This is a genomic window from Litorimonas taeanensis, assembly GCF_003634015.1.
Lineage (GTDB): Bacteria > Pseudomonadota > Alphaproteobacteria > Caulobacterales > Maricaulaceae > Litorimonas > Litorimonas taeanensis.
In genome coordinates this window covers 124,769-148,254 of record NZ_RBII01000001.1, presented here as the reverse complement: position 1 = coordinate 148,254, position 23,486 = coordinate 124,769, and the positions used below count along the sequence as shown (strand labels likewise).

At 45.9% G+C, this 23,486-nt stretch carries 21 protein-coding genes; 6 read left to right on the top strand and 15 right to left on the bottom strand.

The window, feature by feature from the left end:
* Positions 1-48 precede the first annotated feature (48 nt).
* From trxA to tsaE, 6 genes are read right to left on the bottom strand one after another with little or no spacing between them, the layout of a single operon-like run.
* Positions 49-369 (bottom strand): thioredoxin, encoded by a 321-nt coding sequence (gene trxA, locus DES40_RS00655; protein ID WP_121098655.1) that lies wholly within the window; start codon positions 367-369, stop codon positions 49-51.
* Positions 370-378: 9 nt separating this feature from the next.
* A complete protein-coding gene (gene addA / locus DES40_RS00650) occupies positions 379-3,855 on the bottom strand; it encodes a double-strand break repair helicase AddA (protein WP_121098654.1) in 3,477 nt (1,158 codons plus the stop codon).
* A complete protein-coding gene (locus DES40_RS00645) occupies positions 3,852-6,908 on the bottom strand; it encodes a PD-(D/E)XK nuclease family protein (RefSeq protein ID WP_121098653.1) in 3,057 nt (1,018 codons plus the stop codon). Before DES40_RS00645 ends, addA begins: the two co-directional genes overlap by 4 nt.
* The gene (locus tag DES40_RS00640; RefSeq protein ID WP_121098652.1) at positions 6,905-7,627 is read right to left on the bottom strand and encodes a nucleotidyltransferase family protein; all 723 of its coding nucleotides are present in this window, start codon (positions 7,625-7,627) and stop codon (positions 6,905-6,907) included. The genes DES40_RS00645 and DES40_RS00640 overlap by 4 nt, the downstream gene beginning before the upstream one ends.
* Complete coding sequence (locus DES40_RS00635) at positions 7,624-8,706, bottom strand: aminoglycoside phosphotransferase family protein (protein WP_121098651.1); 1,083 nt, start codon at positions 8,704-8,706, stop codon at positions 7,624-7,626. Before DES40_RS00635 ends, DES40_RS00640 begins: the two co-directional genes overlap by 4 nt.
* The gene (gene tsaE / locus DES40_RS00630) at positions 8,687-9,160 is read right to left on the bottom strand and encodes a tRNA (adenosine(37)-N6)-threonylcarbamoyltransferase complex ATPase subunit type 1 TsaE (protein WP_233345314.1); all 474 of its coding nucleotides are present in this window, start codon (positions 9,158-9,160) and stop codon (positions 8,687-8,689) included. Before tsaE ends, DES40_RS00635 begins: the two co-directional genes overlap by 20 nt.
* 48 nt (positions 9,161-9,208) lie before the next feature.
* Here tsaE and DES40_RS00625 point away from each other — a divergent pair, with 48 nt between their 5' ends.
* Entirely contained in the window at positions 9,209-9,526 is a 318-nt protein-coding gene (locus DES40_RS00625; RefSeq protein WP_121098650.1) for a 2Fe-2S iron-sulfur cluster-binding protein, read from the top strand.
* 22 nt (positions 9,527-9,548) lie between these two features.
* Here DES40_RS00625 and DES40_RS00620 read toward each other — a convergent pair whose 3' ends face one another.
* The 8 genes from DES40_RS00620 to DES40_RS00585 form a co-directional block, all read right to left on the bottom strand.
* Positions 9,549-12,005 (bottom strand): PAS domain-containing sensor histidine kinase, encoded by a 2,457-nt coding sequence (locus DES40_RS00620; protein ID WP_121098649.1) that lies wholly within the window; start codon positions 12,003-12,005, stop codon positions 9,549-9,551.
* 105 nt (positions 12,006-12,110) lie between these two features.
* A complete protein-coding gene (gene glmM, locus DES40_RS00615) occupies positions 12,111-13,505 on the bottom strand; it encodes a phosphoglucosamine mutase (protein WP_121098648.1) in 1,395 nt (464 codons plus the stop codon).
* A 202-nt stretch (positions 13,506-13,707) separates the two neighbouring features.
* Positions 13,708-14,130, bottom strand: a complete 423-nt coding sequence (locus tag DES40_RS00610) for an energy transducer TonB (protein ID WP_121098647.1) — start codon at positions 14,128-14,130, stop codon at positions 13,708-13,710.
* The gene (locus DES40_RS00605) at positions 14,130-14,420 is read right to left on the bottom strand and encodes an HPr family phosphocarrier protein (protein WP_121098646.1); all 291 of its coding nucleotides are present in this window, start codon (positions 14,418-14,420) and stop codon (positions 14,130-14,132) included. Before DES40_RS00605 ends, DES40_RS00610 begins: the two co-directional genes overlap by 1 nt.
* A 19-nt stretch (positions 14,421-14,439) precedes the next feature.
* Complete coding sequence (locus DES40_RS00600) at positions 14,440-14,844, bottom strand: PTS sugar transporter subunit IIA (RefSeq protein WP_121098645.1); 405 nt, start codon at positions 14,842-14,844, stop codon at positions 14,440-14,442.
* Between the two features lie 193 nt (positions 14,845-15,037).
* Complete coding sequence (locus DES40_RS00595; protein ID WP_121098644.1) at positions 15,038-16,741, bottom strand: sensor histidine kinase; 1,704 nt, start codon at positions 16,739-16,741, stop codon at positions 15,038-15,040.
* A 123-nt stretch (positions 16,742-16,864) separates the two neighbouring features.
* Positions 16,865-17,641: a hypothetical protein gene (locus DES40_RS00590; RefSeq protein WP_121098643.1), complete on the bottom strand. Its 777-nt coding sequence runs from the start codon at positions 17,639-17,641 to the stop codon at positions 16,865-16,867.
* Between the two features lie 89 nt (positions 17,642-17,730).
* Complete coding sequence (locus DES40_RS00585; protein WP_121100294.1) at positions 17,731-18,435, bottom strand: response regulator transcription factor; 705 nt, start codon at positions 18,433-18,435, stop codon at positions 17,731-17,733.
* A 326-nt stretch (positions 18,436-18,761) separates the two neighbouring features.
* Between DES40_RS00585 and DES40_RS00580 the strand changes: the two genes are divergently transcribed.
* Positions 18,762-19,157, top strand: coding sequence for a hypothetical protein (locus tag DES40_RS00580; RefSeq protein ID WP_121098642.1), 396 nt, complete (start codon positions 18,762-18,764; stop codon positions 19,155-19,157).
* Between the two features lie 16 nt (positions 19,158-19,173).
* On the opposite strand, the gene rpoN is transcribed toward DES40_RS00580, so the two are convergent.
* Positions 19,174-20,658, bottom strand: a complete 1,485-nt coding sequence (gene rpoN / locus DES40_RS00575; RefSeq protein WP_121098641.1) for an RNA polymerase factor sigma-54 — start codon at positions 20,656-20,658, stop codon at positions 19,174-19,176.
* Between the two features lie 192 nt (positions 20,659-20,850).
* Here rpoN and DES40_RS00570 point away from each other — a divergent pair, with 192 nt between their 5' ends.
* The 4 genes from DES40_RS00570 (at position 20,851) to DES40_RS00555 (ending at position 23,451) form a co-directional block, all read left to right on the top strand.
* The gene (locus DES40_RS00570; protein ID WP_121098640.1) at positions 20,851-21,024 is read left to right on the top strand and encodes a DUF1328 domain-containing protein; all 174 of its coding nucleotides are present in this window, start codon (positions 20,851-20,853) and stop codon (positions 21,022-21,024) included.
* Between the two features lie 81 nt (positions 21,025-21,105).
* Entirely contained in the window at positions 21,106-21,750 is a 645-nt protein-coding gene (locus DES40_RS00565) for a phosphoribosylanthranilate isomerase (protein ID WP_121098639.1), read from the top strand.
* Complete coding sequence (trpB, locus tag DES40_RS00560) at positions 21,743-22,969, top strand: tryptophan synthase subunit beta (RefSeq protein ID WP_121098638.1); 1,227 nt, start codon at positions 21,743-21,745, stop codon at positions 22,967-22,969. The genes DES40_RS00565 and trpB overlap by 8 nt, the downstream gene beginning before the upstream one ends.
* 83 nt (positions 22,970-23,052) lie before the next feature.
* Positions 23,053-23,451, top strand: a complete 399-nt coding sequence (locus tag DES40_RS00555; RefSeq protein WP_147405807.1) for a hypothetical protein — start codon at positions 23,053-23,055, stop codon at positions 23,449-23,451.
* The last annotated feature ends 35 nt before the right edge of the window (positions 23,452-23,486 follow it).

Below are 23,486 nucleotides of genomic sequence, written 5' to 3'. Positions count from 1 at the left end.
GCAAAGCTGAGGGCTATGAACTTTAGCAAGAGCTATAGAAAATTCATTCTAGGCGTGCTCTTCCACCCACTCTTGTAATTTTGTTTTCGTCATCGCGCCAACCTTAGTCGCTACAACTTGTCCGTCCTTGAAAATCATGAGCGTCGGGATTCCACGCACATGGAATTTAGCAGGCGTTTCTGGATCATCATCAATATTGACCTTAGCGATTGTTATTTTATCGCCCAATTCGTCAGAAATTTGCTCCAAAGCGGGACCAATTTGCTTACATGGGCCACACCATTCTGCCCAAAAATCAACAAGAACAGGCTTGCTTGAATCTATTACATCGGTTTTGAAACTTGAATCGGATACTTTGACTGTGGCCATTTTGGGCTCCTATGCGAGTCGTAAATCTGTGTCTTGACCATAGTTAGGAAGGCTCTCTATCTTCGTCAAGGCGTCCTCAAGTTTCTGTGAACTCAGCCACATTAATTTGGATTGAGCCGTCCATAGCAATCCACACTTTACAATTTTATCTTTATATATCTGTTGAACTAAGGCGTGATAGGCCGCCATTTGGCCAAGATAGACATCATCTACGCTATCTTCTGTATTCGGAACATTTTGGTTTGATTTAAAGTCAACAATAAGAACTTCATCAGCCCCCACAACGAGTCGGTCAATCTTGGCACTAAACTCTATATCCGCGGAAATATGTGGCACACGACCAGCAAGGCTAACTTCTGCCTGACTACCCTCCCCCCAAAGGAAATCTAAGCTAGGGTCATCTAACACCATGAACACTTCAGAGAGGATTGTTTCCATATCCGCCTGTGTCACTTCGCCATATCCAAGACATATTGCTTTGGCCTTATCCAAACGGTCCTCAGGCGGGTAATCTGGCAATATTTCTAGAAGCTGATGAATGGCTATGCCTTTTTGACGCGGCGTAAGCCCGTCCCTTGGCAGGCTCTCTATCGGATGGTCCTCTCCACTGGCAAGCAAGTGAGATGGGCTTAGACGCTTGGATGTTTGCTGCTCTTCAGCAGCGGGCGATCTTACCCAAGACGGTAACTTTATAAGAGGTTTTGTCTCAGATGTTTCCGTGGGAGCAAGACGAATGCCTTGGTGACCAAAACACATACCGTCTCCAAAAGGTGTCTCAATTGTTTCCGTCTCTAATCCAGCAAATGTTCGGTACATCCAATCATACCATGAGTTTTCTTTATACGGGTTTTTATCGCTTCCGCTCTGATAGCCGCATATAATCAGGCGGCTTTCCGCCCGAGTAAGCGCCACATATAGCAAGCGAAGCTGTTCTTGATCTTGGCGCATTTGGCCAGCTTCAGTAAAAGGTTCAAGGCTTAATGGTGTATCCCCTTTAGAAGGTTTCAAGAAGAACCCATCCTTTATGGGCACTAATGTTTCTTTATACACTGGAGTCTGGGTTGTGTCGGGCATTATGACGACAGGCGCTTCAAGGCCCTTCGCACCATGCACCGTCATGACACGAACTTGCCCCATGGCCGCGTCCATGTCACGCTTGACCTCAGCATCATCATTTTCAAAACCACGAATAAAATGCTGTAGGCTTGGCACACCATTTTGTTGGTGGTCCATAGCACGATCTAGGAAAACATCTAGCGCCTCTCGCGTTTCCAAGCCTAACCTTTTGAAAAATTTACGGCGTATACTCTCGCCGTCATTATCAACACTGTCTAACACTGAAGCGTAAAATTCATAAGGCGTTGAACTGCGAGATAAATGAATAAAATACTCAAGACGTTTAGCAATATTTGGATCACGCTCTCTAACCGCCGACCATAAACTTTTCTTTCCGCGTCCCGTTGCTAGCGACAATAAAGCCATATCGTCTAGACCAAAAACTGGACTTTTTAAGATTTCGGCTAGTGACAAATCATCCCGCGGTAACAGTACAAAACGAGACAAAGCCAAAAGGTCACGAACAATCATAGCGTCAGATAGTTTAATTCTATCTGCACCCGCTATGGGAATCGATTCCCGTTTGAGATGACGAATAATTGCGTCATAGAGCGAATTATTCTTACCTCCGCGCGTGCGCACCAAAATAAGAATATCTCCCGCCTCCATGGGGCGTGTTTTCTTACAATCTCGATCATAGATAGCTTCTCCATTATCGAGCCACTCTTTGATTTTTCGGGCCAAACTCTGAGCCAAAACTTCGCGCTCGTCCCCTTCTCCAATAGCGTCTACTGGCGTTGTGTCCCATGGGGCACTATCTTCACCTTTTTCAGGTTTGGGCGACAAAGGCCATAATTCAACCAGGCCTTTATCTTTTCTAAAAGCAGCATGAGGTTCAGCGTCTGAAGAGGGCGGAAACTCAGCCGCATCAAACATGGCTAAACGCCCCCCTTGCGCCTGTAAAAACGCATCCACTACATCTAATATAGTTTGAGATGACCTGAACGACATAGCCATACGTACTTGCTTAGCTTCGCCAACTAATCGTGATTTAATTTCGCTGAGGAATTGTTCAGGCTTCGCCCCTTGGAACCCATAAATGGATTGCTTCTCGTCTCCTACAGCAAAGAGCGTGCGTGGGTTTTTTGAATCTCTATCTGGGTTATCTTGAATAAAGGCTTCGGACAGGCTGTTAATGATGGACCATTGTTCGGGTGATGTATCTTGCGCTTCATCAAGCAATATATGTTCAATACCGCCATCTAGCTTATATAGAACCCAATCTGAAACCGCTTTTTTACTCAGTAAGTCTTTCACCAATAGAATTTGATCATTGAAATCGAGTGCTCGTCTATCCCGCTTGGCTTTAGCAAAAATCTCAGCATAAGGTGCAGCCAAAGTAAAAACAGCCTGCGTTAAGCTGAGCACCTCAATAGACTTTAGCGTATCATAAAAATTTACCACGCGGGCTGCCTCTTTACCTTCTGCGGAAAAATAAAATTGCGTCGCTAACATGGTTTTCTTGGTGACAGGATTTTTTCTCAAGCCACCAGATTGTGTCAAAAACACCAAAGCATAATGATGGAAAGCTTTCAAAGTGCTTCCCATTGCAAGAGTTTCTCTTATTCGCGCTGCTACGCCTTGATCCGTTTTCAGGCCGCTCTCAAGTATAGGAATGGCGGCCTCTAAGACTTCCTCATCTGTTGCAGCCCAAAAATCTGCAAGCAGTGAGTCAACTGTATCCGTAGCCTTTAATCCAAGCAGGTGCCTAAGGGTTTCTGTCCCACCAGATTCTTTCCACTCTACAATGCGCTCTCCCGCTGTGGACATCCAAGCAAACAAGCCTTCCAAGGTTTGGTCTGCCATTTTTAATGTCAGCATTTGAAGGGCGCGATTAATATCCCCTTCGGGGTCCTCCATAGCCTTTTTCAATATTTGTTGCCGAACGTCTTGCGCTAGTTTTGTTTTTTCTCCGTCCTCAATCGGTTCAAATCCAGGCAATATGCCTGCCTCGATAGGGAAACGTGACAAGACCCGTTCGCAAAAAGCATGAATTGTTTGTACTTTAAGGCCTTCCGGTGTCTCCAACGCTTTAGCGAACAAGCTTCTAGCGAGAGCAATGTCATGAAAGTCTTCTCCCAAAACTTGACGTAAATTTTCATGCAACGCCTTTTCATCAAGGATAGACCACTTACCAAGTGTCTCATAAAGCCGGTCTTGCATCTCTGTCGCGGCAGCTTTGGTGTATGTAAGGCAAAGTATTTTCTCGGGCGCCACACGTTGCAACAAAATTCGCGACACACGGTCTACTAAAACCCGCGTTTTACCTGACCCTGCATTCGCCGACACCATGCGGGTTTGTTGCGGATTAGCGGCCTCAGACTGAGCCGCAACCGCTTTCTTATATGCGATATCAATGGGAATTATCATGCGCCAAAATCTCGCCCAAGCGAAGCCCACTCTGGGCGTCGCGCCAAATCATCATAATCTCCGTAATCATGGGTATATTGAATACGTGGCTGTGAGTAATAGGCCGTATTTGGGTCATCATAGGCCAGAATTAATTCCCGCAAACTATTGAAGGCTTCACTGGCGTAATCTTCAGCCGAAAGACCATCCTTTACAAAAGGTACGGTTAACTGAGTATGGGAGAAATCATCATTAGACCCTTTAACCCGTACATATCCCATCTCAATTGTCTCGCCTTTGGCCAACCCTTTGAATCCACCTTGCGCCAATAGCCACGCAGTTAAGGGGAGCTGTGGATCGAACCCTGCCATAACAACCTTAGCAGAAGACGGCGTTCCAGTTTTATAATCGATGACGCCGTAACCAGCAGGGCTGCGCTCAATTAAATCGGCTTTTCCAGTCAAAGTAAAATTCAGACCTGTAATCTCAAAGTGCGCTTCTTCTTCGATACCATACACATCAAATCCTGCGGCCCTGCGAGTCTTTAGCCAATCCAAGAAACTTTTGGCGATGGCATGAAAGCGCGATTGTTCTTTTGATATTTCTTCTGACGAATAACCAGACTCTTTGAAGGACGCATTTAGTTGCTCAACTAATACCTCAGGGACTTGGTCAGCCGCGCTACCTATGTCATTCGCGGCTGCGTTTGCATTATCAACACGCTGCTGAGTCCGTAAAAAACCTTCAAGGCCATTATGTATCGCTGTCCCAAAATCCCCTGCCCCGTGATTGGCATCTAATGGGTCAAGAGATTTCAACCCCAACGCATGTTTAGCAAAAATAGAGTAAGGATCACGAATCCAGGTTTTCACTTGGGTAATAGAAACTGAACGCCCGCGACTAAACTGCCATCGCTCATCTTTAGCGGGCCGTGGTTCAGGCGGGGCCGCTGGCTTTACTTGTTCTGGCAAAACAGTATCCAAAGCATCTACCCATTCGAGATAGTGAGCTTTATCCCCCAATACCGCTTCGGCTTCTTCTTTACCTAATGCGCCAGTAAGCAAAGTGTTCAGACGCCACAGCCACCGCGAAGCGACCATTGGGCTACCACCACTTCGTCGAGAGCGTGTTAAAATAACATTTGGATTAGAAGCAAGTTCAGCAAAATCATGCGCTGAAAGTCCAAAGCGTTTTTCAGGCAAGGATAATCCGACAGCTTTTCTCATGCCACGTGACAAAAATGGCTCAACCTTGGGCGTAGCAGGCCAAACCCCCTCATTTAGCCCCCCCAATATAATCGTATCTGCGCTTAGCATACGGGCTTCTAAGGGGCCCAAAATTGTCAGGCGTGGATGGGTGCCAAATGGTGGCCGAACGACCTTTCCTCGCATAAGCACAGCCAAAAGACGGGCTAAACCTTTTGCCCCTATATTTGGTAGATTATGTCCATAATCTACCAGTGATTGTAATACGGATTGCGCCTCTCTCCCGCCAAGGCTTGTCCATATTGTTTCCGCTTTTTCCTCATTGGTTTGAGAGAGGTTTATGGCTGATTGCCACAGAGCCGTCGCCCAAGTTTCAACAGACGCGTTATCTTCCACCCCTAAGAGTGGGGCCAATGCAAGGTTTAACCGTTCAATTAATTGGGTCTTGTCTCTCTTTTGTATTTCATGTGCCGAGGGCCTTACGCCTCGGAAAACAGATTTTTCAAGAGCTTGCCACTCTCTTCTCGCAGAGCCGAAATCTCCTTCCAATTGCGTCAGGGGATGATTGAATAAAACCGCCATAGATACAGGGCTTTGCGGGTCGGCTAGCCAATCTACAATAGCGCTTAAGAACCCACCAATTGGTGTTTCTTCCAAGGGTTCACCCTGAGACAAATCGACATCCACAGACCAACGACGCAGGCGCGCTTTTACTCGCCGTGCCAAAGCCTGATCAGGCGTTACTAAGGCCGCCGTTCGCTCTTTAGACTCAAGCGTCTCCCTCATTATAAGCGCGATAACTAACGCCTCTTCCTCGTCATTAGAGGCCTCTAAGACTGATAAGCCCTGCATGCCGGTAATAAATGGGTCGCCCGATAACCCGTCCGTCTTTGCGTTCTGTCTAAGAGTCTGAATCCGCTTCAACCAGTCACTCGTATTATCAACGGGAACCAAAGATTCAGCGATAAGATTCCGCCGTGATTTCAAATCTCGTTCTTTGGCGGCATTTGTTTTATCAAGAAACGGCCAGTTTTTAACGCTCCCTCTTTCAACACCCATTGTGTTCAACAAATTTTTCAGTGCGTTTTGTGGGTGTTGCTCATCTATCGCCTCCCACACCTCAGTCGTGCTATTTGTAAGCCCAGGCAAAACGACGACACCTTTCGGAAGCTCTGAAACACAGGCCATCAGCCGAGCCGTAGCCCCTAGGGTCCCTGTCGAACCTGCAATGACGATAGGGTAATCAGGTGGATTATCTCTCCATTGCGCCGTTAACGTATCCAGCACACGCACCTGCCGTGTTTTGGGCTCAAGTGCATTTATTTCTTTCAACCTTTGCGGCCAGTAGGTTTGAATGATTTTATAAAGCTCAGCTTGATGCTGGAAATGTTCTGCTGCAAAGGCTTGTATATCCGCTAAAGCCGCAAGGTCAGAAATTTTAGTTTCTTCTGCCGCCGCATCATCCAAAATCGCCAAAAGTGGATCAGCCAGCGATAGAGCCGCAGCCGCATCAAGTGGCAGATCAGAGGCACGGCGATAAAACTGTTCTATCACACGCGCCATTTCAAAGCGTCTCTGAACGCTATCTATTGCAGGGGGAACAAGACCCGCTACATCACTGGGTTCAAAGGGAGGCTCATTCGGGTCAATATCGGCAAGAGTGTTAAGACGCGGTAAGAGCGCAACACCCGTCTTACCGTCTCTGGCAATTTGTACAAAAACATCCGTAAGCCCCCTAACGGCGCGGCGCGTGGGCAGTAAAATCAAGGCGCGCGAAAGTTCATCACCATATTCTGCGTGAAGGCCTTTCGCCAAAGCCTCAAGGAATGGTAATCCCGAAGGCATATTATAAACGCCGCGCAAGCTCATACTCGTTTAGCCTGTTCCAAGACCGCTTCTGCAGCAATTCTCGCCTTTGGATCCCCAACATGCATCCAGAAACCAGGCATAACCGTACCAAACAAGCCTTTTCTCTCAAGGCTTTCATTCCAAATCAGGTTTCTCGAAAATTTTTCTACGGGATGGTGTTTTGCCAAATATGGCTTAAATATCTGAACTCCTGAATAGTAATATGGCGATGTATCATTCTTGCGGCGCGTTAGATGGCCCGTTTCAGAGAGGTCAAAATCCCCTGCCCCATCATGCCCCAAAGACATATCCTTCCGCGCCAGAAGCAAAAGCTCATCCATTTCTTCTGGGTTCCAATTTGATTGAAGCCAACTGAGGACTGGTGCAAACTCCACCCAAATCGCATCAATATTGCAAATATAAATCGGATCCATTCCCAATAGCGGTAAGGCCTTCACCACCCCTCCACCGGTCTCTAATAGGGTATCTCGTTCATCTGAAATAATGATTTCAAGACTGCTTTGATGTCTCTTCAAATGCGATTCCAAATGATCTGCATGCGCATGAACATTGATAATTGCTCGCTGCACACCTGCGGCTGCCAATCTATCAAGCATATGATCAATTAGTGGCCTACCTCCTACTTCGACCATGGCTTTCGACTTGTCATTTGTAAGAGGGCGCATACGCGTGCCGTAGCCTGCAGCCATGACCATTGCCGTTTGTATTGGCGCCGTCATATCAAAGCCTCTGGCATGTTGTTCTCGAACCATACGCGAATGTCGGCTACGGCAGGGTGTAATAAGTCATCATTTAAATGACGTTTCACACGCGGCAAGAGTGCCCTATATTGAGGTTTTCCGAATTTCAAATCCGCTCGGACAGGAAAGCCTAATAATTTAGTTCCGCGCTGCACGCTCATGACAGAATAAGCAGCCCTGAAATCCTCGTCGTCCTTTAACCCTGCCTTTTCGCAAAAACGGCTAATTAATCTGTCTTTCAATTCTGGCGTAACATCCCGCCGAATATCCGTTATAAGCGACATCAGATCATATGAAGGATGTACAAACAATCCATCCTGAAAGTCTATCAATCCGACATTAGCGACCCCTTGTCTCTCAGGTAGCCAAAAAAGATTCTCTGCATGAAAGTCTCTCAGTGCCAGGCCAGAAGCATGGGCCTTGAGCAAACGAAAACTCTTCGCATAGAGCTTATAAAATGCCTCCCGGGCTTCACCTTCAAAACTTTTCTTATAGTCTTTGGCATACCAATCCAAAAACAAGTCCGTTTCAGCCAATAGGGCGGCTTCATCATAGTCTCTTACAGTCCATTTTATATCATTATGCGACAGAACAGTTGGAAAGGAACATCGATAAATGGCTGCCAAACTATCAACGGCCGCTTCATATAGCGGCCGTTCCAAATCGGCGTCCTGCGCCACTACTTTTGCAAAAACGGTAGAACCAAAATCTTCTAATAGGATAAACCCCCGTTCTAGGTCTGCATCTATAATCTTAGGGGCGGATAGTCCGCGCCGAGACAGCTCTGAAGCAATAGCCACAAAACTCTCCATATTGGGGCCTGCCAGACGGGCTAACGCATTATAACCCAAAGCTTTCCTTTCAGCGACGCTCGTCCCATCAGGTTCGGATGGCAATTCCGCGCCTTTAGGTGCATTCATTAAGACAGCTTTTTCAGCCCCCCTGGTCAAACGCTCATAACTTCGCGTCGAAGCATCGCCTTGTATCGGCTCTCGAATCGCATCTCCCCAACCACAGGAAGATAGAAAACTAGCTATTTCATCTAATCTGTTCGTCACTTCTTCCCGCCCATTCTGGCCCAAACGTAATTTCACGCCCTTGTTCTGTGAAGCCTACATTCAAGGTCAGAGCGGTTTCAGGTAAATGCGGGCCCATTTTATCCGGCCACTCAATTACGCAAACACATTCTTCCATCGCATCTATCAACCCTAATTCAAAGACTTCATCAGGATGTTTCAGCCGATATAAATCACAATGCCAAAGCTCATAATCAGGAAGGTCATAGGTTTGAACTAAAGTATATGTGGGAGAAGGCACTTCTTCATTGGGTTGAAATGATTGGATCAAACCTCGAATTAAAGTTGTTTTCCCGGCGCCCAATTCGCCTGTTAAGGCAATCACATCCCCCACATTCAATTGCGCACCTATCCGGCCCCCGAGAGCCTTCATTTCCGCTTCATCTTTACAAGAAACCTTTGTCACCTTGGTATTGATAGCGCCTTGAAAATTCATAGCAAGTCCTTAGATAGAGTTCTGATATTAAGACAATTAGGGCATAAAATGGCTAAGATTATTTTCACTGACTCTGCGGGTACACAGCGCGAAGTCGAGGCGAAAGCAGGCACATCCATTATGGAGGCAGCTGTACAGAACATGGTTCCTGAAATTGATGCTGATTGCGGCGGAGCCTGTGCTTGCGCAACCTGCCATGTCTATATTGGCCAAGAATGGCTCGGCAAATTAAAAACAATGGATGATATGGAGGAATCCATGTTAGATTTTGCTGAGGGTGTCCAAGATAATTCGCGCCTTAGCTGCCAAATTCTAATGAGCGACGAGCTAGACGGTATCACTGTAAAGACTCCGGAAAGCCAGTAAAACACCGCCTTAGCATCTACGATCAAACGCCTTCTGAAAAAAGCTCAGGATGCGCGCTCTCACTTGGCGCTTCTTTTGGTAAATAACACGTCACATGCGTGCCTTCATGTTCAATTGATTCCAACTCAACCCACCCTCCATGGCGGTCTACAAACCTCTGAACGAGAGCTAACCCAAGCCCAGCTCCACCGCGCGAACTCTCAAAGCTTTGAAAGACTTGGGGTTGACGCTCTGTTGGGATGCCAACGCCATCATCCTTGACCCAAATCATGACGCCCCCGCCAGCGGCTTGCTTTCCGCCCAATTCGATTGTGCCTCCAGGCTTAGTGAACCGCAAAGCATTAGACAATAAGTTATGGACGACTTGTTTAAGCCTTGTTTCGTCTGCCCTAATGATGCCGATGTTCTCGTCGCACTTAAGCGTAAGTGAAATCTTGGTGTCATCGGCTTTGACGGCGACATAATCCAAGGCCGTGTCGAGCATGTCAAAAACATTGACGTCACCAAGGTCCAGATCCAAAACATTGGCTTCAATCGCTGCGATATCCAAAATATCATCAATAATTTTGGCAAGGTCCTCAGATGCACTTTGTATTGCAAAAACATATTCGCTTTGCTTGTCAGACATTTCTCCGGCGCCGCCATTTTGAAGAAAATCAGCATAGCCAGAGATTGTCGTTAGAGGAGTCCGCAATTGATAGCTAACATGCCCAACAAATTCTGATTTCATGCGATCAGCTTCTTCAAGGGCTTGAGCGCGTTCGATTAGCGCCGCTTCGGCGCGGCGGGCATTTGTAACATCCTCCCAAGCCAAAAGAGTCGCCCCATCTGGCAGAGGCTTTGACAACCATGTAAACATTTTATCATCAGAGCGTTTAATTTCGCCCTCAACATGTCGCCTAACCTCTGGATCGGGATCAGTAATACGACCCAAGAGTTCAGACCAAAAGGCTTTGATATGATAGAGGGGTAAAAACAACTGTATCATATTTGAAAAACGCGGCCCGTCTTTCAAATCCTCTTCATCCAAGCTCCACATTTTTGCAAATGCAGAATTATGGATCTTCAGCCGTCCATCTGTACCAAAAACAGCGATACCTTCTGACAGCTTGTCCAAAGTCGCGCTTTGCACATTAATGAGTGTCCCAAGCTGGCTCTTCAGCGTGATAGAATCTGTCATGTCCGAAAATAAGAAAGAGATTCCATCATGGGGGTCACGCATGCGTACGAGCCGCAGAGTTCTGCCATCAGGTAAAGACCAAAGTGCATCGGGCATTTCATCTGGCCATTCAGTATACAAAGATAGCTCAGCAGCCTTCCACGCTTTATAATCGGAAGTCGCGGGAATAAGGTGCCGTTCTCGCAAATAATCCAGCCAATCACTATGGCTAGGGCTACCTTTGAACCAAGAGGCATCTATCCCAAATAGATTATCAAAGGCTCGGTTGTGGAAGTTAATTTTTTGATCTTCGCCAAAAATGATAATCGCTTCATCCATAGCGTTTAGAAGCTCGTCATGCGCTCTGACATGACGAACCAGATCTTGGCGCAAATCATCCGCCTCTGAAGCATCGACAGCCATCCCGGCTATTCCCCCTGACACGGGAAATAAACTCACCATCGTTGCTTGCCTTTTTCCGTCCAAAATGATGTGTCGAATATCCTCTTGAACTGAACCCGTTTGCAGAACCGTCTCCACTTGGTTCTTTGACATATCATCTAGGTGAATTTGATTGTCGATGACGTCAGACACGCCTTCAGCCCCAACAGCCTTAACATATGCCGTATTGACCCAAGAAATTTGGCCTCCACTGGATAATCTCCAGATTGGAAACGGTGCCCGGGTCATCATTTCAATATATGTTTTAGAGCCTTCTTCTTTAGAAAGCTTTGCTGTTTCGAAGCGAGAAATTGCCGCTTTCTCATCTTCGGCTTTATTAGAAACATCTTCGAGCCAAAGCACAACTTGTCGCCCCGCAACCCGACCATCAGCCTCAATCACATCTCCATCAGGCAAACCAATCAAAATGGAGAATGACTGTCCTTCTCGGCGGAGTTTTCCTAAATGCAGTCGCAATGTGTTCTTGGTGTCTGTTTTACCCTCTCGCTTTGTGGGGTGGTCTGCAAGACTGTTTAAAACACGCCGCGGTAAATCCTTTGCTTTACCAGCATCCGCAAATCTAAGAATTGATGCAAGGGCTGCCGGTGAACCATATACTTTAGGATTACCCCAGTCTTTCTGAGGTAAATCGGTCATATTAGGATTTGAATCATCCCATACAAGCACTAAGCCTGGATAAGCCCCAAAAATAGAATCATATTGCCCGACCTTACGGTCTAGCTCAGAAGCTTTCTCTTTCCATTTTTTTTGAACCGAATTTTTAAACGCCATAGCGCGTAGAGCATAGAGGGAGGTTAAGAGGGCTAATGTAACAGCCCCAACTGTAACGACCAAATATGGATCAATATCCTGAACCATTAACTGCCAATCTTCCCACGCGCCCCAGTCAAATAATAACGTATGCCTTAGGAGATATGAGGAATCTTGAAAAGAGCTAATCCAAGCCTAGCTCAGCATAAGCCGTTATGAAGCATAGTTATTTATCACGGCGACGAGATGGTCTGTGATTTTATCGACTTTGCCTTCGTCATCCCCTTCGGCCATTACACGAATTAACGGCTCTGTGCCAGATGCTCTGACTAATACACGCCCTGTATCACCAAAACTAGCCTGGGCTTCATCAATGGCTTTTTTGACTTCTTTTTGCATTAAGGGCGAAGTCCCCGAATAAGTCACATTTTTAAGCATCTGCGGGACAGGGTCAAATACGTTTAAAACTTCACTCGCCGGCTTATCTTGGCGGATGAGTTCCGCTAACACTTGTAAGGCAGAGATTGTACCGTCACCTGTTGGCGCGAAATCTGGCATGAGTATATGTCCTGATTGCTCGCCGCCCAGATTATATCCATCTTGTCGCATCCGGGCTGCAACATGTCTGTCCCCCACAGCCGTGCGAATAAAGTCCATCTTGTGCCCTTGGATAAAGCGCTCAAGTCCTAAATTACTCATGACCGTCGCAACAAGGCCCGGCTTTGCAAGGGTTTTATTGACGTACCAACTATAACAAATCAAACCTAGCAATTGGTCTCCATCGATAACCTTACCTTTTTCATCACACATGATTAAACGATCGGCATCCCCATCGAGCGCAATACCAATATCGGCGCCTGTCTTGACGACGGTCTCTGACAACAAATCAGTATGCGTAGAACCACATCCTGAATTAATATTTTTTCCATTTGGTGAAACGCCCAGAGGAATAACTTCATCTGCTCCCAATTCCCACATCGTATCAGGCGCAGTGTGATAAGCCGCGCCATTGGCGCAATCGAGAACAATCTTCAAACCAGACAATCTCATTCGGCGCGGGAAAGTCGCTTTCGCGATTTCAATATAGCGCGCCTGCATGTCTTCATATCGTTTAACACGACCAAGGTTTTCAGGCTTTGCGAGACGAATTTGTTCATTGTCGAGCAAAGCTTCAATGGCAATTTCCGCTTTATCCGAAAGCTTTCGTCCGCTCGGCCCAAAAAATTTAATGCCATTATCATGATATTTATTATGAGAAGCCGTAATCATAACACCCATATCCGCCCGCAATGTACGAGTTAAGATTGATACTGCGGATGTGGGGATAGGCCCCGACAATGTAACATCCATACCGACAGACGTGAAACCCGCGACCAAAGCGGGCTCAATCATGTAGCCTGACAAACGCGTGTCTTTACCGATAAACACAGTAGGTCTGTGATGATCTCCCTTTTCTTTGTTGCGGAAATAGCGACCAGCCGCTTGACCCAAGCGCATAACACTCTCTGGTGTCATTTTATCAACATTTGAAAGCCCGCGAATACCATCTGTTCCGAAAAATTTACGGGGAGTGTTCGTTTCTTCTTTCGATGATTTATTTTCGCTCATAGTCTTATCTTATCTTTAGGTTCAACATTCCGCTAAGGTATCGCTACCTCACTCACATAGGCGAGAAAACCCAATACATTAATATCGTGAAAATCGTGCGCCGACGCACCTTCTAAGGTGTAACTCTGTGAAAAAAAAGGGGAAATTTAAGACCTTTTTTAGAAGAAAATTTAAAAGCAATCACTACAGGAATAGCCTGCCTTTAACCTCCTAATGTCACGCTTCCCGCTCGATACCTTAATAGTACACGGCAATTTTGTAGCCCGCCATTTGCAGGAGGCTGGAACGTCCAAGCCTTTACCGCTTTCTTAGCACTCCCGTCGAATAGACCGTCTGGAACAGACCTCTCGACCGCCACATTAGTGGTTTGACCTGTTGCGTCGACATCTAACCGCATAATAACCCAACCCTGACGTCCTGTACGATAGGATTGAGAGGGATAGTTAGGCATTTCAAATTCAATAGCCGCTAACTTTTCTCCTCCTAAACAATCATCAGGGTTAGAATAGCCTTTGACCCATGGATCTGGCGGATATTGACTTTGCGGCATAAAGGGTTTTGAGGTGGAGCAGCCAACGCCCCCCATGACGATGAAGGCAAATACGGCATTATATTGGTTACGCATTAGTCTTCTTCTCCAAAACGGTCTTTTACTAAATCCGCAATGGCTTGAATAGTTTCCGGGGCATCTTTGCCTTGCGCCGTAACAGTTATATCTTCGTTGCAGGCCGCCCCCAATAATAACAACTCCATAACAGAATCGGCCTCTACGCGCTCGGCACAAACATCATTATGACTACGCACCCAAACTTGTGACTGAAACTGCATGACAGTTTCCATAAACTTGTTTGACGCTCGCGCATGGAGCCCCCGTTTATTGGTCAAAGTCAACGTGATTTGTGCCGTCTGGCTCATAGACTAAAGACCTGTCGGCCTATGTTTCTCCGGCCAGAATTTTGGATGCAATTGCGATATAGCGTTGACCTGCATCTTTGGCTTTGACTGAGGCTTCTTCTAATGTCGCTGTCTTACGTGCCTCTGCAAGTTTAATAAGCATTGGCAAATTCACGCCAGCGAGAACTTCGACCTGCCCTTCGCGCATCATGGAAATCGCCAAATTTGACGGTGTACCACCAAACATATCCGTCAAAATAACAACCCCAGACTTATGGCTCACTCTGTTGACGGCTGCGGCAATATCATCACGACGATGTTCCATGTCATCATCAGGGCCAATACAAACGGTCTCTAAAGCCTCTTGCGGACCTACAACATGTTCAGTAGCGCGGCGTAGCTCTACAGCGAGCTGTCCATGGGTAACAATGACCAAACCAATCAAGGCGAAACTCCAAAAATCGAAATTTCACCTAATCAAATTCCATTCGTGCTGTGAAGCCAAAAAATGCGGCATTTATGTTGAATTCTTTAACCGTTGCACAAGAGACACAGTGTTTTCTGCAGTTTGCGCATTATTTGTACGAAAACTACAACCTCCATTGGAAACTTAAGGAAAAACGAAAACAGTGTTATGACTAAGATGATTTCATGGATTGCCTTGGTATCTTCACCACAAAACGCGCGCCACTTACGTTACCATCCATATCCGTTTTGTTTTCTGCAAAAATAATTCCATTATGGGCACTGATGATTTGGCGGCAAATCGCCAGACCTAACCCTGAGTGGTTCCCAAATTCGGCACCTTTTGGTCTTTGCGTATAAAATCTCTCAAAAACCGTTTCCAAACTATCTGGCGGAATACCGGGCCCTTCATCTTCAACGGACAAAACCACGAATTCTTTATTTTGCTCAACTTCGGTTTTGGCAGTAAGGCGTACAACGCCATTTTCAGGAGAAAAGGTCAAAGCATTATCAATCAAATTCCTGAGGACCTGGGCAAACGGCGTCTCAAACGCCCGGATAAATACCGGCGATTCCCCTAAATCCGATACAGAGTTTTCTACACGCGGCCCACTCTCGGCGCCTGTTTGTTGATAAAACTCTGTTATATTATGTATGATTTCAGAAACATCCAAAGACTGCGCTGTGTCTCGTGCCAAATTTGCATCGACTTTAGAAGCTTTTGAAATGTCTGTAATCAAGCGATCCATGCGGGACACATCTTTTTGTATGATATCAATCAGCTGCCCTCTTTGTTCATCTGTTTTGGCAACACGCAAAGTATCAGAGGCTGAACGTAAACTCGTAAGTGGGTTTTTAATTTCATGCGCGACATCTGCGGCAAAGTTCGCGATATCATCGATGCGGGAATATAACCCTAAGGTCATCTCTCGCATCATTGACGATAAATCCCCAATTTCATCCCGACGTTTTGACAAGTCTGGAATGGCATCTCTTTTATCTGAGCTCCTCGAAACGACCTCTGCAGCAATAGACAATTTGCGCATCGGTAAAGTAATGAATAAAGTCAAAGCGAGCGAGCTTAGCAATGCGGCTAAGACAGCAAGACCAATTATGGGGGCCAAGGCTTTTCGTTCCGCGCTAACAATATTGCCAACATCATTACTTTCTACAGTGACAACACCTAAGACCTGTTGCACTCTTTGTACGGGCACCGAAACGCTGACGATAAGATTGTCTTTATCATCATAACGCGGCCCCATAGATTTTTCTCCGCTTAACGCTGAACGCACATCTGCTCTTAGGTCTCGCCTGAAATGATTACGCTTTGCTTTTCTCCACGGAAGATTTTGAATATGGTTTTGGGTCCACTCCTGGAGTTCCTCTTTCCAAACTTCGTAGTTTTTCTGAGGCTCTTGCTCTGGAATAATCGGGTCCAATGGGCTTATTGTAATTGTGTCATCAAGACGCTCTGTATCAGCCACGACCCCACCTGAACGGTCATGCAATCTGACACGCCAGCCAGAAGGAACATTCACCCCTCGCAGGACTTGTTTTGCGCCATCAATATCTAATTTGGCCGCAGAGCCAAAGCCAGTCGCTTGCTCTCCAATGACAGTCGTAATTGTGGCGGCTAATGAATGAAGGTTATCAACCTTTGCCTCTATCAAGCTTGATTCAAATCGGTTCATAGCCAAAGAACCTGAGACTAAAATTAGCAGGCCAATAAGGTTCGAAAAGAAGATGACCTGTGTCAAACGAGAAGAGAATAGCCGGCGACGCGCCCCCTTTCGGCGGCTACGCAAACGCACCCGCTTTGCCTCAACCGAGCGTCCAGCGTTATTTTCTGTTATCTTATCAACCTTTGGGTCAGCCATACCGTCCTGTTATCATTCCCAAAAGCTCACGTCTTGTCCAAGTTTAAGGCAAGTTTGCGGCAAAGATGTTATTATGTCAGCTTACGTATTAGTCACACCTGAAACCAGAGTGTTTCAAGAGCCTCAATACTGCAATAGATCAATCGGTGGCAACTTACCTCGTTCCACTGGGTACAAATAAGGCTCTTCACAGACAGAACGATGTTGCCCGTAACGTGTAACATCATTCATACAGTCATGTTTTATAATAAACCGGTCTCGCTCATACGCTGTCATTGGGCGATATGTTTGGCTATCAATCAGAGTTTGGATATAAGGTTTACCTAATCCAAGCCCTTGTAAAATACCCAGCTGAGTGCTTTTGGACTCGTGATTTCTTTGCGTTATAATATTTTCCTCAAGCCAAACACATCCTGGCAAGCCATGCGCAATCCATCGACCTTTTTCTAAATGACTCCAAGACACTTCAGAAGGGTGCAAAGCCACATTCAAGATACCATCTGGAGGATTGATATGTTTTTCAGGTACAAGAGCGCGTGTAAAAACAGCTATCATAAGGATGGATAGCAAGAGTGTCAGAAACCAAATTATTTGATGCCAAGACCTCTTACCCTCTAAGAACCTCGCGAGTCCTACAACTCCCCAAAAAACCATCATAAGCAAGGCAATGTAATGGGTCAGTTTAAATATGGATGGCAAGCCATCATCAGACCCGATGGTTGCCAAATATTCGACGCAGGGAGCCTGCACAACTTCAAAGATAAAAAACAGCCTTAAGGCCACAAAACTCATCAAAAAAACGAGTGTCAGTATAAGGTAATCAAAACTATCAAGGTCAAGATTTCTGACCTTAGACTTTAAACGTTTACGCCGTTCCCATCTGAATAAAGAATTCCCCATTACTATAGATATAGGAGCGGCTGTACAACTTTCAACTGCAAATAACGACCTTTACCCCATCATTCGTTTTATTCACGATTCAAGAAACCCTAGGCTTCCTTATATTTATAGCCCACACCATAAAGTGTTTCGATACCGTCAAAAGTTTTATCGGTCTTTCTGAATTTTTTACGCAATCGCTTGATATGCGAATCAATAGTCCGGTCATCGACGTAAACTTGATCATCATAGGCTGCATCCATCAACTGATCTCTGGATTTCACGTAACCCGGGCGGCGCGCCAGACTTTCTAAAATCAAAAATTCAGTGACCGTCAACCGAACGGGTGTTCCGTCCCATGAACAAGCATGGCGGTTCGGGTCAAGAACCATTTTGCCACGACGAATAACTTTGTCGTCTCCTTCTTGTGGGACAGGCATTTCAATAGAGGTCATCGACGCACGGCGCAAAACGGCCTTTATACGTTCACCTAGCAGACGTTGAGAGAAAGGCTTTGTGATATAATCATCAGCGCCCATATTAAACCCAATGGCTTCATCAAATTCATCGTCTTTAGACGTTAAGAAAATAACGGGAAGGTTTGACGTTTGACGCAAGCGACGCAATAGCTCTAAACCATCCATTCGCGGCATTTTCACATCAAAGACAGCCAAATCCGGAGGCGATGTTTTCAGGGCCTCTAATGCCGTTACGCCATCATGGAATTTACGGACTTCATACCCCTCACTTTCAAGAAACATTGAGACAGAAGTAAGAATATTTTCGTCATCATCGACCAAATAAATCTTGGACATGCGTTTTCCTTGTTTCAGCCCGCCAGAAGCCGTTTCAACGCGGCGCGGCGAATATCCATTTTGTCTTACTAAACTTATCGTTTGCATTGTCCAACCCTCCATTATTGTCGATAGAGAAGATATGAACCACTACTATGGCGGGGGTATGACGAAAACCTGCCTTATTTTCGGCAAAATTTGAGATAGGTTGCCCACAACAAAGGTGGCTATGGTCTGCAACCATCCCTGCTCTCTCACGTTATAAGAATAGAATAAAAACCTAGATTAGAATTATTCCTAGATTGGAATTATTAAATCCTAGATTGGAATTATTAAAGGAGACAATTATGAGATTTATTAATCCGATTATTACTGGGGCAACAGTGCTCTTGCTCACAGCCTGTTCTGATACAAGCACATCAACGGCCATCCCAGAAGAATCAACCACCTCAACTTCGACACACCAATACGCAGGATGGGAAGGCAAATGGGTCGGGGTAGAAGGTATGTTTGTCGAGATTACTTCGGATGCACCAGGTCAATATAAACTAGAAATGCAATCCGATCTGGATAGCTATGGCACCTATGAGGGAACTGATACTCCACAAGGGATAGAATTCACACGCGACGGGCAAGTTTTCACACTCCAAACAGGAACAGGTGACGAGACAGGGCTGAAATATCTCACGGGTAAATCAGAGTGTTTGATTGTTAAGTCAGGCGAAGGCTATTGCAGAGATTAAACTCGGTTTAAGTCATTTAAATTGCATGTTTGAATATCCGGCGGCGTTCAACACTGCTGGGTATTCCCATGCTCTCTCGGTATTTAGCCACAGTCCGACGAGCGATATCAATACCCTGCGCCCGTAAGAGCTTCACTAGTTTATCATCAGATTTCACAGATTTGATTGTTTCCTCTGAAATCAAAATTTTGATTTTATTGCGTACGGACTCCGCTGAGTGCCCCTCTCCGCCATCTAAACTGGGAATAGCCGCTGTGAAGAAATATTTCAGTTCGAATAACCCACGTGTTGTGTGCATGAACTTGTTAGAAGTCACACGGCTGACGGTGCTTTCATGCATTTCTATGGCATCGGCGACATCTTTTAATTTCAAAGGCCGCATATGGTCGACGCCATAAGCAAAAAAGGCATCCTGTTGTTTGACAATCTCTGAAGCTACTTTCAAAATTGTCCGCGCCCGCTGATCCAAAGATTTAACCAACCAATTGGCATTTTGATGACATTCAGAAATAAACTCTCTGGCGAGCTCATCATCGCCGCCGGCGCATTTAATTTCATTATAATACCGCATATTTACTAATACACGGGGCAAAGTGTCAGCGTTGAGTTCAACAGCCCAGCCACCCTGAGGCGTTTCCCGAATAAACACATCGGGCTCTACAACAGCGGCAACACGGCCCCCAAATATAGCCCCAGGCTTTGGTGAACAGTCTCTTACACGCGCAATCATTGCCGCCATTTGGTCTCGGCCAACGTCACAAAGCGTCATAAGTTTAGATAAATCATGTTTGGCAAGTAATTCAAGGTTGGCCAAGAGCGTTTGCATGGCCTCGTCTAAATACCCTGCCTCACGCAGCTGTAGTCCCAAACACTCTGATAAATCACGAGCAAACAATCCTGTGGGTTCACATGTTTGCAGCTGCACCAAAACAGAGGACACACGCGATTTGTTCACGCTTAGATTTTCTGACACTTCATCAAGACTCATTCGTAAGTATCCAGCCTCGTCTAATTGCCCTATCATATAATCAGCAATCAAGATGTCTTTCTGATCAAGTCGTAGCATAGCACGCTGTGCCTGAACATGTTCGGCCAATGTAATATCCGCCGCCGTATTCGCAGCAGCATCGTAATCATTGCTACCTGAAAAACTACCCGAACTATCATTTCGCGACCAGTCCACAGAGCCACCAACATCTGCCGCTGTGGCTTCAGAATCAATCGCATGGTCAGGGGCATCCAACTCTGATTGAGCCGCAGCAGGCGTTTCTTTATCAAGCATAGCTTTCAAAGTTTCATTCAGCGTTGCAGCAACGTCTTCACCCCGGCGATTTTCATCCCCCGTTCCGCGCTCTAATAAAGGGTTAGACTCTAGCTGTTCTTCAACAAATTCAGAGAGTTCAATATTAGAATATTGCAAAAGTTTGATGGCTTGCCGCAATTGCGGCGTCATTGCTAATTGTTGACCCTGCCGAGCCTGTAATTTTGGTGCGAGCGCCACGTATTACCCCAAACAATGCTGTTGTTTCATTTTTAGGGCCTGTTTTTACAAAGCCCCCACTTTGAAACGGTGTTTAAGGCAGAAGGCTTAATTTGCCGTGTGGCGACAGGGTTAACAAATCATTTGGGAATAAATTTGGAACTGTTTTACGCGCCAACACGTTAATTTGGTAATCTTGAAAGGATATTTATTATGTTACGTTGGTCTATTATATTTTTCGTTTTTGCCCTTATCGCGGCCTTTCTAGGCTTCTCTGGACTTGCAGGCGCAGCGAGCGGTATCGCGCAAATTCTTTTCGTCGTTTTCTTGGTGTTATTGGTTATTTCATTCGTGATGAAAGCCTTAAGAGGACGGGATGTAGTCTAGGACTAGCCTAAAGCATCCAATATGTTAAAGGGCGCTTATGCGCCCTTTTTCTTTGCTCCATAGACGATTGCGTGATGTCATATGACGTCTCAAGTGAAAATATGTGGCCTCACTCGCACCGTAGACATTGAACAGTCTATAGAATCGGGTGCGGAATTTTTAGGGTTCATTATCGAAGCCCCCAGTAAGAGGCGTCTAAGCCTGTCCCAAGCCAGACATCTATTTAATTCCAGTATCGGGCGGGCCAAACGCGTTGCTGTTACGGTTAATGCTGATGATGCACTTCTTGACGAAATCCAAAACAGTTTAAAACCGGATTACGTACAGTTTCACGGCGATGAGACTGTCGAACAGATTGCCAATATTGGGCGACGCTATAACTTTAAAACCATAAAAGCCTGCGCAATCGCCACCGATAAAGACATGCTCTCGGCAAATGAATATGCGGGTGTCGCTGACCTCATATTATATGATGCCAAACCGCCTAAAGGATCAAACATTCGAGGAGGGCACGGTCTCTCTATCGATTGGAATATTATCAAACGAGCCCCCACACCAAAGGTTTTTGCGCTCGCAGGCGGATTAACACCAGAGACCGTAAAAGACGCGCTAAATGTCACGCATGCCCCCATCCTTGATGTTAGCTCTGGCGTCGAAGCCAGCGCAGGGGTAAAGGACAGCGCAAAGATTAAAGCCTTTATGAAAGCCGTAAAAGACAATGGGTAAACCAGAAAACATTTCCTTCCCTGATGAAAATGGCCGGTTTGGTGATTTTGGCGGACGCTATGTCGCTGAAACTTTGATGCCGCCTATCTTAGAGCTCGAGAAAGCTTATGAAGAAGCGAAAGCGGACCCTGAGTTTCAAAAAGAATTAGATTATTTTTTAAAATATTATGTCGGTCGCCCGAGCCCTCTTTATTTTGCTGAACGCCTCACAGAAGAAATAGGCGGTGCCAAAATCTATTTCAAGCGAGATGAATTAAACCACACAGGCGCTCACAAAATTAATAACTGCATGGGACAACTTTTACTCGCCAAACGTATGGGTAAAAAACGTATCATTGCTGAAACCGGTGCAGGTCAACATGGCGTCGCCACAGCCACCGTGGCAGCTCGTCTCGGTATGGACTGTATTGTGTATATGGGGGCGGTCGATATTGTTCGTCAAAAACCAAATGTCTTTCGCATGCGTCTTCTTGGTGCCGAAGTCAGAGCGGTCCATAGCGGAACAGCCACACTCAAGGATGCAATGAATGAAGCCCTGCGGGATTGGGTTACCAATGTAGAAGAAACTTTTTATTGCATCGGCACAGTCGCAGGCCCGCATCCCTACCCCGCAATGGTTCGAGACTTTCAAGCAATTATTGGCCGAGAAGCAAAGGTTCAAATTATTGAAGCGGAAGGTCGTTTACCCGATGCCGTTGTCGCTTGCATTGGCGGGGGCTCCAACGCAATGGGATTATTTCATGATTTTGTAGATGATAAAGATGTACGCCTCATCGGCGTGGAAGCTGCGGGTAAAGGCGTGAACTCAGGATTACACGCCGCATCTCTAACGGGAGGCTCTCCTGGTATTTTACATGGAAACCGCACCTATCTGCTCCAAGACGAACACGGTCAAATTGACGATGCCCATTCAATTAGTGCAGGTCTCGACTACCCTGGGATTGGGCCAGAACATGCCTTCTTACATGATATTGGCCGCGCCGAATATGTCAGTGCAACAGATGATGAAGCCCTTCATTGGTTCCAAGAATGCGCGCGCCTTGAGGGTATTCTTCCAGCTTTGGAGCCGAGCCACGCAATTCCTCGCACAGTCGAACTTGCCAAAGATTTAGGTAAAGACGGGCTTATTATTATGAATATGTGCGGACGCGGCGATAAAGATGTCTTCACGATTGCCGATGCCCTTGGCGAACATATTTCTGAGGGAACGCAGGGGTGACAACAAGGCATTTTCAAAAGAGTTTCAGCGCTTTCGCACTGTCCATATCGTTCACTTGCTCTTTCACCGCTTTTGCTGAAAATTTGAGCACGCCTATTGATACGGCGACGGCTATAGAAAACTCACAAAAATCCCAAAATGGTTGTGTTTACGCTCTGGTAGAGATGGATGTGCGGGGCTCTGCTTCGGTGAAAGGCAGAGACTTTTTAAATTCAATCGAAGATTATAGAGACCCTAGGTCTCTGAATGTGCGCGTTGAAAAAAATGTTGTAAAAGCCGTAAAATCAGAAACAGGGCTTTCTCCAAAAGATCATTTCTTGGGGTCCTGTATCCTTGTAAAAGGAAATGTTTGTCAGACGAAAATTCGAGTCAGAGACACTGAAATCAATGGAAAAATGATTAAGAGAGGATATTACTTTCAAACACAACTTTCTCTTCGGTCGACAAAAAACATCCAGTTTTGTGAACTTTCAACAAGTTGAAATTATAACAATCTAAAAGCTTTAAACCAGAAACA

Excerpts from the sequence above, each read along its gene's own strand:
- addA (WP_121098654.1), bottom strand. The coding sequence starts at position 3,855 with ATGATAATTCCCATTGATATCGCATATAAGAAAGCGGTTGCGGCTCAG.
- DES40_RS00625 (WP_121098650.1), top strand. The coding sequence starts at position 9,209 with ATGGCTAAGATTATTTTCACTGACTCTGCGGGTACACAGCGCGAAGTC.
- DES40_RS00610 (WP_121098647.1), bottom strand. The coding sequence starts at position 14,130 with ATGCGTAACCAATATAATGCCGTATTTGCCTTCATCGTCATGGGGGGC.
- DES40_RS00570 (WP_121098640.1), top strand. The coding sequence starts at position 20,851 with ATGTTACGTTGGTCTATTATATTTTTCGTTTTTGCCCTTATCGCGGCC.
- glmM (WP_121098648.1), bottom strand. The coding sequence starts at position 13,505 with ATGAGCGAAAATAAATCATCGAAAGAAGAAACGAACACTCCCCGTAAA.
- trxA (WP_121098655.1), bottom strand. The coding sequence starts at position 369 with ATGGCCACAGTCAAAGTATCCGATTCAAGTTTCAAAACCGATGTAATA.
- trpB (WP_121098638.1), top strand. The coding sequence starts at position 21,743 with ATGGGTAAACCAGAAAACATTTCCTTCCCTGATGAAAATGGCCGGTTT.
- tsaE (WP_233345314.1), bottom strand. The coding sequence starts at position 9,160 with ATGAATTTTCAAGGCGCTATCAATACCAAGGTGACAAAGGTTTCTTGT.
- DES40_RS00580 (WP_121098642.1), top strand. The coding sequence starts at position 18,762 with ATGAGATTTATTAATCCGATTATTACTGGGGCAACAGTGCTCTTGCTC.
- DES40_RS00585 (WP_121100294.1), bottom strand. The coding sequence starts at position 18,435 with ATGTCCAAGATTTATTTGGTCGATGATGACGAAAATATTCTTACTTCT.
- DES40_RS00565 (WP_121098639.1), top strand. The coding sequence starts at position 21,106 with ATGACGTCTCAAGTGAAAATATGTGGCCTCACTCGCACCGTAGACATT.
- DES40_RS00590 (WP_121098643.1), bottom strand. The coding sequence starts at position 17,641 with ATGGGGAATTCTTTATTCAGATGGGAACGGCGTAAACGTTTAAAGTCT.
- DES40_RS00640 (WP_121098652.1), bottom strand. The coding sequence starts at position 7,627 with ATGACGGCGCCAATACAAACGGCAATGGTCATGGCTGCAGGCTACGGC.
- DES40_RS00645 (WP_121098653.1), bottom strand. The coding sequence starts at position 6,908 with ATGAGCTTGCGCGGCGTTTATAATATGCCTTCGGGATTACCATTCCTT.
- DES40_RS00620 (WP_121098649.1), bottom strand. The coding sequence starts at position 12,005 with ATGGTTCAGGATATTGATCCATATTTGGTCGTTACAGTTGGGGCTGTT.
- DES40_RS00605 (WP_121098646.1), bottom strand. The coding sequence starts at position 14,420 with ATGAGCCAGACGGCACAAATCACGTTGACTTTGACCAATAAACGGGGG.
- DES40_RS00595 (WP_121098644.1), bottom strand. The coding sequence starts at position 16,741 with ATGGCTGACCCAAAGGTTGATAAGATAACAGAAAATAACGCTGGACGC.